The sequence below is a fragment of the Dyadobacter subterraneus genome, from assembly GCF_015221875.1.
Taxonomy (GTDB): Bacteria; Bacteroidota; Bacteroidia; order Cytophagales; family Spirosomataceae; genus Dyadobacter; species Dyadobacter subterraneus.
This window is the reverse complement of record NZ_JACYGY010000001.1, coordinates 3908431-3924162: the sequence shown is the minus strand read 5'-3', so window position 1 is coordinate 3924162 and position 15732 is coordinate 3908431. Positions and strand designations below refer to the sequence as shown.

General features: G+C 41.2%; 12 protein-coding genes. 3 read left to right on the top strand and 9 right to left on the bottom strand.

From position 1 onward, the window contains the following. Positions 1-111 precede the first annotated feature (111 nt). Positions 112-894, top strand: a complete 783-nt coding sequence (locus tag IEE83_RS16305; RefSeq protein WP_228101836.1) for a Type 1 glutamine amidotransferase-like domain-containing protein — start codon at positions 112-114, stop codon at positions 892-894. Between the two features lie 94 nt (positions 895-988). Here the strand turns inward: IEE83_RS16305 and IEE83_RS16300 are convergent, their stop codons facing one another. The 5 genes from IEE83_RS16300 to IEE83_RS16280 form a co-directional block, all read right to left on the bottom strand. Continuing rightward, positions 989-4222 (bottom strand): TonB-dependent receptor, encoded by a 3234-nt coding sequence (locus tag IEE83_RS16300; RefSeq protein WP_194121596.1) that lies wholly within the window; start codon positions 4220-4222, stop codon positions 989-991. Positions 4223-4390: 168 nt separating this feature from the next. Next, positions 4391-4831, bottom strand: coding sequence for a MarR family winged helix-turn-helix transcriptional regulator (locus tag IEE83_RS16295; protein WP_194121595.1), 441 nt, complete (start codon positions 4829-4831; stop codon positions 4391-4393). 92 nt (positions 4832-4923) lie between these two features. Further along, positions 4924-5751, bottom strand: coding sequence for a universal stress protein (locus IEE83_RS16290; RefSeq protein WP_194121594.1), 828 nt, complete (start codon positions 5749-5751; stop codon positions 4924-4926). Positions 5752-6401: 650 nt separating this feature from the next. Beyond that, positions 6402-7976: an IS1182 family transposase gene (locus IEE83_RS16285; protein WP_194119464.1), complete on the bottom strand. Its 1575-nt coding sequence runs from the start codon at positions 7974-7976 to the stop codon at positions 6402-6404. A 145-nt stretch (positions 7977-8121) separates the two neighbouring features. Further along, on the bottom strand, positions 8122-8625 hold the full coding sequence (locus IEE83_RS16280) for a GNAT family N-acetyltransferase (RefSeq protein WP_194121593.1): 504 nt from the start codon (positions 8623-8625) through the stop codon (positions 8122-8124). Positions 8626-8869: 244 nt separating this feature from the next. Here IEE83_RS16280 and IEE83_RS16275 point away from each other — a divergent pair, with 244 nt between their 5' ends. Further along, positions 8870-9538 (top strand): FAD-binding oxidoreductase, encoded by a 669-nt coding sequence (locus tag IEE83_RS16275; protein WP_194121592.1) that lies wholly within the window; start codon positions 8870-8872, stop codon positions 9536-9538. 83 nt (positions 9539-9621) lie between these two features. On the opposite strand, the gene IEE83_RS16270 is transcribed toward IEE83_RS16275, so the two are convergent. Then, complete coding sequence (locus IEE83_RS16270) at positions 9622-11340, bottom strand: arylsulfatase (protein WP_194121591.1); 1719 nt, start codon at positions 11338-11340, stop codon at positions 9622-9624. 351 nt (positions 11341-11691) lie between these two features. Here IEE83_RS16270 and IEE83_RS16265 point away from each other — a divergent pair, with 351 nt between their 5' ends. Further along, positions 11692-12759 carry a dipeptidase gene (locus IEE83_RS16265; protein WP_194121590.1) on the top strand — a complete coding sequence of 356 codons (1068 nt, stop codon included), beginning with the start codon at positions 11692-11694 and terminating at the stop codon, positions 12757-12759. Here the strand turns inward: IEE83_RS16265 and IEE83_RS16260 are convergent, their stop codons facing one another. The 3 genes from IEE83_RS16260 to IEE83_RS16250 form a co-directional block, all read right to left on the bottom strand. Next, a complete protein-coding gene (locus IEE83_RS16260; protein ID WP_194121589.1) occupies positions 12760-13284 on the bottom strand; it encodes a RidA family protein in 525 nt (174 codons plus the stop codon). 73 nt (positions 13285-13357) lie between these two features. Beyond that, positions 13358-14281 carry an alpha/beta fold hydrolase gene (locus IEE83_RS16255; RefSeq protein ID WP_194121588.1) on the bottom strand — a complete coding sequence of 308 codons (924 nt, stop codon included), beginning with the start codon at positions 14279-14281 and terminating at the stop codon, positions 13358-13360. 135 nt (positions 14282-14416) lie between these two features. After that, the gene (locus tag IEE83_RS16250) at positions 14417-15727 is read right to left on the bottom strand and encodes a M16 family metallopeptidase (protein WP_194121587.1); all 1311 of its coding nucleotides are present in this window, start codon (positions 15725-15727) and stop codon (positions 14417-14419) included. Positions 15728-15732: the final 5 nt, after the last annotated feature.

Here is a 15732-nt window from a genome sequence, read left to right as displayed (position 1 = left end):
TTACGGGCTACTCTTCTTTTCGATTTTTTTTAAGATTATAGATGTATCTTGTTGAGACAATAATATTTTCGGATATTTTACCAAAACGCCAACCACCAACTCCTGTTAAAAATGATGAACCGACGCAAATTTGTCCAACTGAGTGCCACAACTGCTTTAACAGCAAATATTACCTTAGTACAACCAAACACAGAATTGAAGGAGTTGAAAAAGAAAATTTTTATTACGGGAGGATCGATGGACAGCAAGTTCATCATGTATATCGCCGGCCTGACAGGAAAGGAAAATCCAAAGATCTGCTTTTTACCCACAGCAACGGGTGATTCTCTCGTCACCATTACGAGATGGTATGATTCCTGCTCAGATTTGCCCATCCGGCCATATGTTCAGCGTTTATTTATTTCGTCTTATACCCAGAAAGAATCTTTCGAAAAAGTTCTTTTAGGAATGGATGCGATCATTGTCGGCGGCGGAAATACACTGAATATGATGGTGATCTGGAAAGCGCAGAAAATTGATGAAGTTTTGAAAAAAGCCTGGGAAAAAGGCATTGTTCTTGGTGGCGGAAGCGCCGGTTCTCTTTGCTGGTTTGAACACGGAACAACAGATTCGCGCCCGACGGAGCTGACAAAAGTTGAAGGACTAGGATTTATAACAACCAGTCACTGCCCGCATTATCACGCAGAAGCTCCTCGGAAACCACTTTATTGGGCAAAAATCAAAAGCGGAGAATACAAGGCCGGATATGCGGTCGATGACAAAGCCGGTATTTATTTTGAAGACAATCAGGTGAAAAAAGTGGTAGCGCTTGATGAGCAAAGTAATGCGTATTTTGTGTCTTTGGAAAAAGGAGAAATCAAGGAAGATAAGTTTCCGAAGGAAATTCTCAAATAATTAGAAAAGATCTTTTGGCTAATTTAGAAAACGAAATTTATAAAAAAACCGCAGGGCTTTCGTCCCTGCGGTTTTTCTTTATCTGTGTGAATTCTTAAAACGAATACCTCGCCCCCAGCTGCATCTGGCAGCGTGATCCCAGCGGATCAATTGAGTAAGGTGCGCCTGGTTTTGTCCATGTAAATGTCGGATCGCCTGTGGTTGGGTTTGTCGCGCGCGTCAAGCCAATGGAAGCGGTTGAGTTAAACGTATTGGGTGAGAAATACGAGTAGCCCAGTTTTTTGTCAACCAGATTCAAAAAGTTAAGAATGTCATAAGTAACCTGGATCGATTTGCGTCCTTTGATCTTGAACTCATGCATGAAACGAAGATCCATCGTGTTGTTCCAGGGCGTGCGGCCACCGTTTCTTTCGGTGAAGTTTCCTTTCTGACCTTTCAAATATGATTTTGAATCAACAAAGGCCATGAAATCAGCTGCCTGTGTTCCTGTCGGAAGTAGTTTCTGTGCTTCTGCAAGATCCTTTGGAATGTAAGCCAGGCTGTTTGCCTGTCCTGTTCCGTCAACTGTGGTGTTCACATATCCCCATGAGAATGGCGTACCTGACTGGAAGGAATAGAACAAACTTACCGTCGTTGCATTTTTCGGGTTCCAGATATGGCGGTAGTTTACTGTGCCCACAATGCGGCTTCTGATATCAAAGTTGGAGTAGGCCAGCTTTGGATTGTTCGGATTCAATGACTGGTTCAGCTGCCAGTTGGATTCCATCGAGTTTCTGATACCGTTGGTGATATCATATGATTTTCCGTAAGTGTAAGCTGCCGAGAAACCAAAACCGGTTGAAAAGTTCTTCTGGATCTGACCAGTCAAACTGTAACGGTACCCTTGTTTTGTGTTCGAAAGCATGTAGGCGTTTGCAAAGTTATTGTCAATCCGCTGCGCTCCGGCTGACCCGTTTGCGGCCACATAAATCGGCTGCTGGCGATCGGTATCATAGCTGTAATAACGCACCGCATCCTTGGTGTTAACCTGCTGGAATTTAAGATCCTGGATCACTTTTGTATACAACGCTTCCACGGTAAACTTGTAGCCGTCCAAAGTATAATCTACCGCCAGGTTGCTTCTGAACATCTGCGGCATTTTGAAATTGTTGTCAATTAAATCAACCTGGGTACGTTTTACGCCTCCGTTGGCAGGATTGTTGTTGATCAAAACACCGCCATTTGGGACCAGTGGATCTCCCACCAGTTTGGTTGCCGCTGTGGCATTGTTGTTGAAATCATATGCGCCGTAACCTACACCGTTGTTGTAGAACGCGTAACCCAGCCATGCAAAAGGAATACGGCCTGTAAACAAACCTGTTCCACCGCGAAGAATAATGCTTTTATCTCCTTTGATATCCAGTTTGAAACCAAGACGCGGAGAAACCTGTACGTTGTTCAGATATTTGTTATTGATCTGGTTCAAAGGCGTGTAAGAATACGTTCCGCCGTAGCCAGGATCGGTTGCAGCACCTGATACCAACGGGCTCAATGTCGGTTTGGTAGGAAGTCCCGAGTAATCAAGACGGATACCGGGCGTGATCTTAAAGTTGTCTGTCAGCTGGATATCATCCTGGATGTAAGCGCTCAAAAGATTAACCTTGAACTGCGCATAGGGATTATCAAACTGGCTATCCAGGTTGTTTGTCGGGTCAGCGAAAGGATAAGAACCTCTCACACGGTTTGGCAGCGACTTGTTGTTTGGCGTACCAATGCCCAGAAAGTTATTTAAAGAACTGTAAGAGATACGTCCGTTGGGCGAGTTTACAAATCCGTAATCGATGTTGTAAAACTCGTTGTGCGTTCCAACCGTGAACGTGTTTTTACCTACATAAAAGGTAAAGTTATCGGTCAATTCAAACGTTTTTTGTTTCAGGTTGAAAACCGATGCCTCGCGGTCATTTCCAAGGAAAATCGTTCCGCCGTTGTAGCCGATCTCTACCTGAGGGAAAGTTCTGACGTTCGAAAGCGTGTTTCGGTAATCATGGATGGCTGAATAACCAACGATCAAACTGTTGGAAGAATGTCCTCCAAACTGGCTTTTAAGCTCGGCAACCGTACTTGTCTGGTTGTTGTGCTGTTTGTAGTCAATACTTCCGAAGCGGAAGTTCTGTGAATCGCGTTCCAGGTTGGTCGCTTCCGAGAATACGGTATTGTTACGGATCGAAAGCTGGTGTTTGCTGTTGATGTTCCAGTCGATACGGTTAAAGAACTTGGTACTTTTTGAGTTGATCGAATAATCTCCGAAAGAACCTGCACCAAGACCGTAATTGGTTTTAACATAATCGCTGATCTGCTGAGCCACAGCCACATCTTTGATCAAAGAAGAAGCCGTACCGGCCTGGAACTGAACAGGATCCTGGCGGTTTGTGATCTCTTCATTGGTAAAGAAGAAAAGTTTGTCTTTGATCAAAGGAAGACCCACGCGCACCCCTGTCTGGTATTCGTGGAAAGTACTTGGCAGTTTTTCTTTGGCATCAGAAGCACCGTTCCATTTGGTAACAAGCGCTGAATTACGTCCAAAACCGTAAACCGATCCTGTCACATCGTTTGTTCCGCTGCGTGTGACTGCATTGACAGAACCACCCAGGAAATTACCCAGTCTTACATCAAAAGGGGCAACGGCGATCTGGATATCCTGGATCGCATCAAGACTGATCGGGTTGGTACGGGTACTGGATCCGGGCTGGCCGGTAGAACCTGTCGAACCGCCCAAAGACGGACTAAATCCGATCGCATCATTATTGACAGCGCCATCGACGGTCACGTTATTATAACGGAAGTTGGTACCTGCAAAAGAGTTGTTGTTGTTGACCTGGGGGGAAGTCCGGGTCATATCAGTCAGGCTTCGCGAGATCGTTGGCAAACGGCGGATCTGCTCAGCATTGACGCTTGATCCTGTGCCTTCGCGCTCACCGCCGCGTGAACCTGTCACGGTTACCTCGGTCAGCGTCTGGCCCTGATCTTTCAAAACCACATTTAAGTTTGTCGTTTCACCAAGCTGTAAAACGATGTCGTTCATAGTTTCGGTTTGAAACCCGACATAAGTGATCATGATCTGGTAAGGACCACCTGCGTTCATGCTGTTGATGCGGAAACGCCCGTCCACATCTGTAACGGTTGCATATTTAGTTCCGGTTGGCATATAAGTAGCCTGAACCGTCGCTCCGATTAAACTTTCTTTTTTTGAGTCATTAACAAGGCCGCTGATCCCACTGGTGGTGATCTGGGCCTGGGAGATTGTTGCGAATAAAATTAATAGCAGCAGGGTAGAAACTGAAAGCTTCATAAATTGTAACTGTTTGATTGTTTTGGTTATAACAATGCAAAAGTCACAGAAATAGAAATGAAGTATGTTAAGGCAGTGTTATGTCATTCGTTTTTAATCTTTCTTTAATTTCAGAAATGTTGTGGGGCAATAGTAAAAATTCGACAGGCTAAACGCGTGGAAAAGTTATCATTCCAATAAATTGGATTCCATATTTTTTAGAAAACCGGTAATTTTTTTGATGTCCCGCCCGGGCAGATTTTTTGTCAATGTTTGGAAGAAACCGCTTAATAAAGGTTCCAGCTGCTTTTCATATTCCTTTCCCGAATCGGTCAGTGATATGATTTTATTTCGTCTGTCCGCGGGGTCTTCATTTCGTGTGATCAGTTTTCTTTTAGCCAGATTGTCCAGAAGCGAAGTAAGGCTTGCTTTGTTTTTTTGAACCCGGTCCGCAATTTCCTGCTGGTTCATTTCTCCTTTTCGCCAAAGCACCGCCAACACCTGAACCATTTCATAGGTAAGATCGAGCTTGTCCTCACGTATTCTTCGCTGGACATATTGTTTCATAGCAATTCTGATATTCAAAATTGCATCAATCATCGCGGTGGTGTCGTTTAAAGAATCTTCCATCGTTTGAATTACAAATCTGAGTCAGCCCGAATTGTCCGGGAACTCAGATTTGTAATTATAAATTTTATACTTTTTCAAAAATGATTTGCCTTTCAGTTTTCTTTAAAAATCAATACCGGGATTTTCGCGTTCAGTGTGATCGCTTCTGTAATATTCTGATGAGTAAGGTTATAGAAAAAACTGTATTTGCCCGGAAGTGCAACGATCAGCTGAATATTCTTACGCTCTTTTGCAAAATCCAGAATCCCTTTTGCTATATTTTTATCCTGAGCATAGTAAACCGTGTAACTAAAATCTCCAAGCATTTCCTTAATTTGAGTCCGATAATTCTCATCGTCTCCTGTATGTTTGTGATCAACATTCAGAATCACAAGTTCAGGATTAGGCAGCATCTGCCTTAATCTATTCAATCGTGGAAGCTGAGGAATCGCGCCGGCACCACAGGGAACCAGCACTCTTTCCACTTTTCTGTATTTACTGGCCGATGGTATAATCAAAACGGGTATCGAGGAAATCTGTGCTATTTCAATCACATATTCGCCAAGCGGACTTTCATCGTTACTGGCATCACTTCCTAAAACCAGCAGCGTGGGACTTTGGTCTCTGATCATATCGTGGATGGCGCGCAGGATCGGAAGGTCGCTAACAGCAACTTCAATTTGTACACCGGCCTTGCATCGTTTTAGCAATTGTTGTCCGGTCAAAGTCAATTGTTCTTCGGTCTCTGTTCTTTCCTGAAGAATATACTCGGCATTAGATTGTCCGTAACCGGAGGGGATTATGCTGGAATAAATTGAAACGTAATGCGTTTTAAGTAAGATAATTTTCTCAATATCAATATTTTGATTCAGGTCTGCAATAAACTGCAAGGCGTTGGAAGAAGTATTTGAAAAATCTACGGGAATCAGTATCGTTTTCATTTTACTTAAATTTAAGATGTAATTTTTAGTTTAAATTTCAGGTTTAAACTTTTAGTTATGCCAAAAATCTGCATAAAGCTTACTTAAAGTTAAGTATTAGATAGTTAAAATTCAAACTAAATTTGGGGAAAATTAATCGTTATAAGTAAATAAAATCTTGCAATATTTCTAAATAACGTTCATTAAAAAAAAGGAAATTATAACAAAAAACCTATTCTGATGTAACCTTTATGTCAAAAATCGGTTATGTTAAACATTGTTTGAAATGAATGAGTAGTAATAATTTGTTATACCGTTCACTTACTAGCAACGGCACCGAATCTGTTTGGCTCTCTGTACGGTACTTAGCCGGCCTCATAAATGTGCGTTGTGTTCTTCGAAATTGGCCCGTTGTGCGTAGTGTTCTTCGAACACTGCGTACTTGCAATAAATGACCGTTTGCAACGGTCATCACTAGAAATTTGAATGAGAGATGCTTTACAAAAGCCAACCGTTACAAACGGTAAAGTATCAATGGGGCTGACCAAAAAGAGTTCTTTGATTTATAAATAAAAGATCTTCATTTTGATTTTTAGCTTCGTTATTTAATTGATTTATAAAAAATGGCCGGAAAGTACTCTTAAGAGCAGCTATCTGGCCATTTTTTCTACTTAGGCTGCTGATTTTTGTCTTTTAAGATGCAGTTTTCTCAGGTTGTGGGCCATAGCAACCAAGGTAAACTCAGTAGTTACCTTTTTAAGACCTCTAAGATGGAAGCGGCGAAAACCCATGTTGGCTTTTATGTCGCCAAAGCAGCTTTCTATTTCAATACTTCTTCGTCTGCGGAGCTCAAAACCTTTCTGTGAGTTAAGGTTGTCCCGTGCCTGTTGCTTGTATTGGTCAAGCTGCTCATTAACTTTGAGTGTACGGTTATGCCCTTGGGTAGATTTACAACAGCGTTCGTAGAATGGGCAACCCGTGCAGTCTGTACATTCGTATTCCTTTATATGTGACTGATAACCTGTTTTTTTATGTGTATGCTTATAGCTGCTTCGAAAAGTAAGCTGCTGCTTATTGGGGCAGGTATAGCTATCTGCAGCGGGATCGTAATAGAAATTCTCTTTTAAAAAAGGGTTATTCTTATAGGATTTCTTTTGCTCATTATGGAACTGGGGGAATTTCAAATAATTGTTTATCCCCTTGTTTTCCAGTAGCTCATAATTCTCTTCGGTACCAAAGATGCTGTCAGCAATGATGTTTTCAGGGGTCACAGACTGCTGAACTGACAGCTGATCCAAGTGGTCTTTGAAGCAGGTGCCGTCATTGGTGTTCTGGTGCAGGCTTACGCCGGTAATAAACTGATCTTCACATCCCGCCAGCACATTATATGCGGGCAGTACCTCAACCTTATTTTTCATCATCATCGCACTGGCGTCCTGATCTGTTACATTATAGCCACTGCGGCTGCCCGCGATAAGAATCTGCTGCTCGTATTTCTCAATCCGATCTGCTGTTTCTACCAGTTGTTTGCCCAGGCTTTGGGCTTTGCGTTTTGTTTTTTTGACGCTGGTATTCTTAATCTTTTCATTGAGCTGGTCAATCTGATTGGCCAGGACCTGCCGGCTAACAGGCTGTGATCCATATTCTTCAAGATCTTTATTTCCGTAGGTAAAATCTTCGGATGCATTCAGCGCATCAATCTCTTTGAGCAGCTGCTGGCATTTCTGTTCTGCTGATGCCTTATACCGGAGGGCATTCTTCTTCCAGACCATCTTGTGCTTATTGGCATCGGCCATAAATGGGCTGCCATCACAGAAATAGTGCTCCATTTTGATATACTTGTGTTCCATCAAAAACACCAGCATGGAGCTGAACAGCACTTCAATCACTTCTTTGGCTTTGCTGCTCCGGAAAGTATTGATGGTCCGAAAATCGGGCCGGCTCATACTGCTCAGCCAGAAGAAATGGATGTCCTGACCCAGGGCACGGGCTATCTTTCTGCCAGTATATATCTTGATGCAATACGCATAAAGTAAGACTTTCAGCAGCATCCGCGGATGGTATGCGCTGGTTCCCCCACCTTCATAAAGGTTCATCAGCTCTGTGATATCCATCCGTTCAACTACTTCATTAACAACCCGTACCAAATGCGTAGGAGGTATCAGTTCTTCAAGAGAAGGTGGTAAAAATAATAGCTGCTGCGGGCAGTATTCTTTAAAGACGATAGATTTTTTTATCTTGCTCATGTATTTCTAATGTGGTAATTAAAAATACAAAAAAGCCCTCTATCTACAAAGTAGATAAAGGGCTTTGGCTTTTTGGTCAGCCCCAACAGAAATAAAGTAATAGTATTCGAAACTTAGACTGCGATTAATGGAGAACTAAAACCTATCAACTCTTCAAATGCAACACCATATAATCATCATCAATATACTTCCCCTCAAATTTGATTGCATTCCTCTCTGTTCCAAAATGTTCAAAGCCGAGATTTGTATAGAGTTTTTTTGCGGTCTCATTACGTGTAGCCACATTCAGATTGATTTGTTCAATATCAGGCAGTTGTGCTTTTACACGCGCGATAAGATGTTCAATCAGCAAAGTCCCGATATTTTTCCCTTTGTTTTCGCTGGAAACATACATTCTGAAAAGTTCACCTTTATGAGCCAGCTTTTTTCGGTCTTCCATCAAAAGTTGAAAACTGACCACACCCATAAGATTTTCGTTTTTATCCAGCGCAGCCAGCGTAAAACTGTAAGGTGTAGCTTTTGTAGGAAAAGATCCCTGGCGTTGTTCATGAGGACTTATCTTGAAAAATTCGCTGTGCTTTTTAAGTCCATCCACAAAAAAATCCTGATATCCGTAATTATTTTCCAAAGTAATTTCAACAATACGCATGGGTCGAGGCTTATTAAATTTTGAATTGATTCAGCTACAAAATTACTTTTCCAGTTAAGGGTATTAGGGATACAGTTTTGTGGTTTTTGACAGTATCAGTTATTTCCGGTTTTCCTTTTTACAACCATGAAATGCGGGAAGGACTTAAAATTATCATTTCATAGTTTTTATATTTACCCCTGACCGGCTTCCGTTTTAGCTGGCTTTTATGTAATTTGTTTTTCAATATTTGATACAAAAAACTATGGCAGACTATCAGGTTAAAGTAATTGCAGTTAAAAAAGTGACCCACAATGTTCATGCATTTACCATTGAAAAACCAGAAGGTTTTACTTATACGCCTGGCCAGGCAACAGACCTTTCAATATTGAAGGAAAACTGGGAAAAGGAAAAACGCCCTTTTACTTTTACGTCACTTCCGGCTAGTGATACGCTTGAATTTACAATAAAATCATACACGGATCATGACGGTGTGACAAATCAGCTAACACAAATAAAACCAGGGGATAGCTTTGAAATCAGTGATTCATGGGGAGCAATTGCCTATCAGGGAGAAGGAATCTTTCTGGCTGGTGGTGCGGGAATTACTCCTTTTATTGCCATTTTGCGGGATTTGTATGCGCAAAATAAAGTGGGCGGCAACAAATTGTATTTCTCCAATAAAACGGTTTCTGATATCATTTTGAAAGAGGAATTCGAAAAAATGCTGGGCAGCCAGTTTTTTAATCTAATTTCATCCGAACAAGCAGAAGGATTCTACCATGGCAAAATTAATAAGGAATTTCTTCAAACCCAGATCAGTGATTTTTCTCAACCTTTCTATGTCTGCGGCCCGGATGCTTTTACGTCCTCGATTTTGTCTGCCCTGGAAGAACTCGGTGCCAAAGCGGAAACCCTGGTTTTTGAAAAGTAATATACACCGGAGATCACTGGATTTACAGATAATTTTGAAGCGGAGAAATTCATAACCTACATTAACATAAAGTTCTCAGCCAATTACTTTGAAGTTTTCGGTCCGGGTTTTGGAAAGACCTGATGGGTTTTTGCCCATGTATTCCAGAGGCTATCAAGCTGGTGTACTTTGGATGGATTGTGTTCAGCCAGGTCAACAGTCTCCGTTTTGTCCTTGCTGATATCATACAAATGCCAGCTCGAATCTCTTGGAAGTGCAACCAGTTTCCAGTTTTCGCTGCGCACATAACGGGCGCCAAAATGTTCGTTGAAAAGCTGCGTATGCCCTTTTTCGTTTTTATTTTGAAAAGAAGCTACCAGACTTTCTCCCGATGATGGCGTTATTTTCTTACCATTAAAATTGGAAGGATATTTGGCTCCCGCCAATTCACAAAAAGTGAGCATGAAATCCATCACATGGCCTGTAAAATCACTGAATCCACCTTTTTTAGCTGTAATACCTTTCGGCCAGAATGCGATCAACGGCGTATGGATTCCACCTTCAAAAGACTGTTCTTTCCAATAGCGGTAAGGTGTGTTCGCTACATGTGCCCAACGTGAGCCAATGGATGAATAGGTAGTTTGAGGACCTGGAATAGCTTGTTTTTTTGTGGCGTAGACAATGGTTTTACCATCGCGTGTCTCACTCGGACGATCAAAACCTGGTCCGTAATTTGCGCAGTTTTCCGCACTTGCACCATTGTCAGACAAAAATAATATCAGTGTATTATCCAGCTGGCCGGTTTGTTTTAATGCATTGATAATCCGCCCGATGCCCTGGTCCATGTTGTCAATCATCGCAGCGTGCACGGCCATGGCTGTTGCGTCCCACTCTTTATCCGGGTTATTTTCCCATTTTGTCTCATCAATCGGATCGATTGGAAGTTTCGTTGTGGCAGGATCAATCAGGCCGAGTTTAACCATTTTTTTATACCGTTGCTCACGGATTACGTCCCAGCCGACTTTATAGGTTTCCTTATACTTTGCTATATCTTTTGGTTTGGCCATCAGCGGCCAGTGCGGTGCATTTTGCGCTACATAAATAAAAAATGGTTTATCACTTTTTGCATAATCTTTGATGTACGAAACCGTAGTGTCGCTAATGGCATCCGTATGATAATAATCCTTGGGAACAGATTTCACAGGTTCTGTACCGTTAACCAGACTAAATGGATCAAAAAAATCAATAACACCCCAGATGGTACCAAAGAATTTCTCAAAACCCTTGGCAGTTGGGTACTGCTCAACGGGTGAAAATGGCCCGAAATCTTTTTGATGATTAAGCCAGTCGAGCTGATCTTTCGGGTTTTTTTGACCGAAAGTGTTGGAAACATGCCATTTGCCTGACATAGCAGTATGATATCCGGCAGATTTTAAAACTTCTGCTATCGTAACGGCATTATCCGTAATGTGCCCCTGATAACCAGGCGCACCTTCCGCTTCCGTCATTTTTCCGATTCCTGCCTGCTGGTTGTATAAGCCTGTCAACAATGAAGCGCGGGTAGGGCAGCAGCGGGAAGTATTGTAAAATTGCCGGTAACGGATTCCATTCTGAGCCAGAAAATCGATGTTGGGTGTATGGATTTCACCTCCGTAACATCCTGCATCAGAAAAGCCCATATCATCTGCCATAATCACAATAATATTCGGACGTTTGGCTGCGGCTTTGGTATTAATATTTTCAGTGTTGCTTTTCCATGAAAGCAGGGTGGTGATGGTAAACGTAAGAAAAAGGATTCCGGCAAATATCTTTACTTTATTCATTACCAAGAGTTAGCACATTTTATATAGTTAATCAGTAGGCTAAGTTATGCCAATCCTCATGAGTTTCGAGAAAACTGTCGAATTTTTTATTGATAACTGTTTAACCAAATAAGCAAAAACAAACTTCAATACAATATTCATGTTGATATTCTGATATGTTTTTGTCTGATTTCAACTAAAAAACCTGGCGCATTTATTTAAGGAATTATTCGGTAAAAGTAGCTTCACAAATTTTGAAAAAAAGTCAAATCCTGCCTATATTGAAAATGGATGTTCACTAATATCTTTCTGAATATCAATAAGTATTCTGTTCAAATTCTTTTTAACCTTCTTTAAACAACCACATTTTCAATGGAAATTAATCAAGTGAACCGCAGAGATTTTCTGCAAAAAGCAGGCAGTTTTCTCGCCGCTGCTCCGTTTTTAAATAATATTGATTTTTCCATTGACGACAAGCCATATCTCAGTTTTGATTTTCACGCCCATCCGGGATTATTTTTTGCCAAAGAAACAAAAATGTATCCGGGCGACGGGATGTTAAAAAAGACGCTTGCTGATATGAAAGAAGGAAAATTAACAGGTGCTTTCTTCGCTCTGGTTGCTGATGCAAAGGTTATCGAAATTGGGCCAACGGGAGTTAAACCTTCAAGAGCTTACGAGCCTAATGAGGCCTGGGCAGAATATAATCGTCAGATTAAAATACTTAAAGACGTTATTATGGCCAACGATCTAATTTTGGCTACCAAAACTTCAAGTCTGGATGATGCTTTAAAGAATAAAAAGACAGCTGCTTTTATTTCTGTTGAAGGCGGAGATTTTCTGGAAGGAAATGCATCACATCTGGATCAGATGTATCAGGACGGCGTCCGGTCGGTGCAGCTCGTGCATTACCATACCAATGAACTGGGTGATCTTCAAACCGAGCAACCTATGCATAACGGACTTTCAACAGCCGGTAAGGAAGTTGTCAAAAAAATGAACAAGCTTAAAATGCTGATTGATCTGGCGCATGCAACCGAGGCGACCACAAAAGCGGTTTGCGACATCACAGACGCCCCGGTAATTATTTCTCATTCTATTTTGCAGTCAGGAGATAACCGGCCGATGGCAAAACGTGCCATTAATATTGAGCATGCCAAAATGGTTGCCCGTACCGGTGGCATAATAGGTGCCTGGCCGTCAGGTTTTAACACCAGTTTTGATGAATTTATTAATAATACGCTGCGACTTGTTGATGCTGTTGGAATTGATCACGTTGGTTTGGGAACGGATATGGACGGTAATTTCAAACCCGTATTCTCATCCTATTCCCAGGTACCGGAATGGATCCAGAAATTAAAATCAAAAGGATTGAAAGACGAGGAAGTCCGTAAAATTGTTGGCGGAAATGCAAAAAGAGTACTAGGTAAAGTACTCTGATTAATTTTCAATTTCTACCACCATTTCAATCTCTACAGGAATATTAAAGGGAAGGGAATTCATGCCTACTGCCGAACGGGCATGTTTTCCTTTTTCTCCAAAAATAGCGACCATCAGATCAGAAAATCCATTGATCACTTTTGGATGGTCTGTAAAGTTTTCGGGACAGTTTACCATTCCCAGCACTTTGACAATGCGTTTTACTTTATTAAGATCACCGATTTCCTCTTTCAAAGAAGAAAGAAGGCTCAATCCGGTTAATTTTGCGGCATCATATCCCTGCTCAGTAGTAAGATCTTTTCCAACTTTTCCGGCGATCAATTTGCCATCCAGTGTTGACGGACCCTGGCCGGATAGAAAAACAAGATTTCCGGAGCGTACAGCTTTGACATAATTGGCAAGTGGTTTCTGATTGGGAGGCAGCTGCAAACCCAGTTCTTTAAGCTTTTTTTCAACATCAGGCTGTTGCGCAAAAACCGTGGAAGCGCTGGCAATCAACAAACAAAGTAGAATAAAGATTTTCATATTTTCTTTTTATCCAATATAAAGAAGATTCTGCTCATGTGATTACCAGAGCCGTTTTTTTGAAAGCAATTGTTTATTTAATCCAATTTTTTACGGAAGACAGGAACACTGCTTGCTGGTCGATAAACAGGGTATGGGAACTGTTGTCAATATATTTGACATGATCATTGCCAATCATGTTTCTTAGGTCGCTCATTTGTTTTTCGCTAAAAATTCCATCCTGCCGTCCATAGAGTGCATAAATGGGAATGTTTTTATTCCTGACATTTTTAAGACTCGCACTGACGTCGATATTTTTCAAATTTTCATTTTTCCAGAAAGTCGGCACCGCTTGTTCGTTTTTAATATATGCTTTGATCAATGGATCCGTTTCATAGCTTGCATACATTTCCCTGGCTTCCTGGTTTGGGTTTTTTAGTTTGAAATAACCGTTCAGCGAAGCGTGTTTAAAACATGCTGTCCTGTATTCAAGTGAATTTTTATCCATTTTTTCAATCAGCGCAAGATCTTGCAAATTTGCTTTATCGCCGTTTTTCTCATAAATGGCTTTGGTAGTTCTCAATATGGTATTGTATGATTCCTGCTGTGATACCAGTGCACTGACAAGCACAATTGATTTTACTTTTTCCGGAAATTTCTCAGCAAACTGAGCTGTTATCAAACCTCCAAAACTGAATCCAATCAAAGTGGCTTTTTGTAATCCGTACTTTTTGTAAAGGCCGTTCAAATCTTCGAAGTATTCACTGAAATTCATTTTTGCATCTGCATCTTTGGAACGTCCTTCGCCGCGTCTGTCATAAATGATGACGTAGAATCCTTTGTCTGCAAGTTTTTGTGCCGTAGTAGCCTCAAAATATACTGAGCTATTTCCCGGACCACCATGGAGAAAAATAACGGGTTTGTCTTTGCTGCTGCCAAACGCTTTCGAATAAAGTGTCTGTCCTTGGGTAAGTGAAATGCTTAAAACTAAAAATAGAAGCGTACTGATTTTTCTCATTAAAATGATTAGCGTTTTAAATGGAATGCAAATGTGAGAATAAAAAAGCTTCATTTCCTGTAATAAAATCTATAAAAGATAACACGACAGAAAATGAAGCAAAATGATTTCGGCATTATGAATTAGTCAAACTGCTTATTTGGCCAGCTGTTTGAAATCCTCTTTGGCCACCTGATCCTGTTTGCCCAGATAAGCCCAGTCAATAACTGTCATATACTTATTAAATGCCTTATTCAGATCAGCCAGTTTCACCAGACTGATTTTAGTATTGATCTCATCAAACAACTTCCAGTTTCCGGAAGCTTCACAAAATCCAAGCTGCGAGGCTTGTGCCGCGCTTGATTCATTGGTCATATAATACCGGGTTAGAAAGCTTTTCTTTTTGTCTTTCACTTCTTTTTCCGTAAAACCGTCTTTTTTGATGCTGTTGATGATGTCTGTCATTACCAAAAGTGATTGTTTCGGATCAATAGTTGTAATGTATAGATTAGCCACCGGTTGCTGAATGGTTCTTTTGCTGTAACTGGCGGCTGGCGCGTAGGAAAGACTTCTTTTGGTCCGAAGTTCAACAAAATAACGATCATAAAGAATACGGATCGCGAAGTCAAAAAGCGGCCCGTCAACTGAATTATATTTAGGTGCGTTCATTGTGCCCAGAATATAATTCGTAGCCAGCGTTCTGTCTTTGATAATTGCGTCAGCAGTGGTAACACTTTTGAAAGTCGGCGTTTTTGCAAGCTGTCCGGCAGGAAGTTTTGCCAGACTGTTTTTGACATTCTGCAACAGATCTTTTTCTTCAATATTTCCTACAACCACCAAATAGCATTTTTTCTTACCCAGAAGATTTTGGTAATAGTTTTTAACATCTGCAATAGTAATTGTTTCCAAAGTAGCAGGCGTTCCTTCCGGAATTTTTGCATAATCCGTACCGCCAAATAAAGCTTCGGTTGCCATTTTTCTCAGATAAGTATCCGGGTCAGATTCACGCTGCTTCGCCTGCGCAATCATCTGGTCTTTCAACACCTTGAATTCGCTTTCATCCATCGCAGGTTCAAAGATTGCATTGTTGAACATTTCCCAGCTTGGTCCGAAATTTTCTTTCAGGCAGGTCATCGTCATCGTGCTGTAATCAGCTGAGCCGCTGGCTGCAAAACTGGTACCCAGTTTATCCGCTTTGGCCGCAAAATCATCTTTGTTCATTTTTTTAGTACCGCCATCCAATGCCAGATTTAAAGCCATTACTTCCAGACCCTGCTGTGCATCAGTAATATTAGCCGTACCGCCTTTAACAAAAAGACTAGCCGTGATAACCTGCTTTGGTGTCTTTTTATAAATTATTTTAAGACCTTCAAAATTGATTTCTTTTGTCGTGTTTTGCGCGAAAATCGGGCTGGAAACTAATATCAGACAACAAAGCGTCGCTGAAAAAGAAAGTATATTTTTCATAGGGA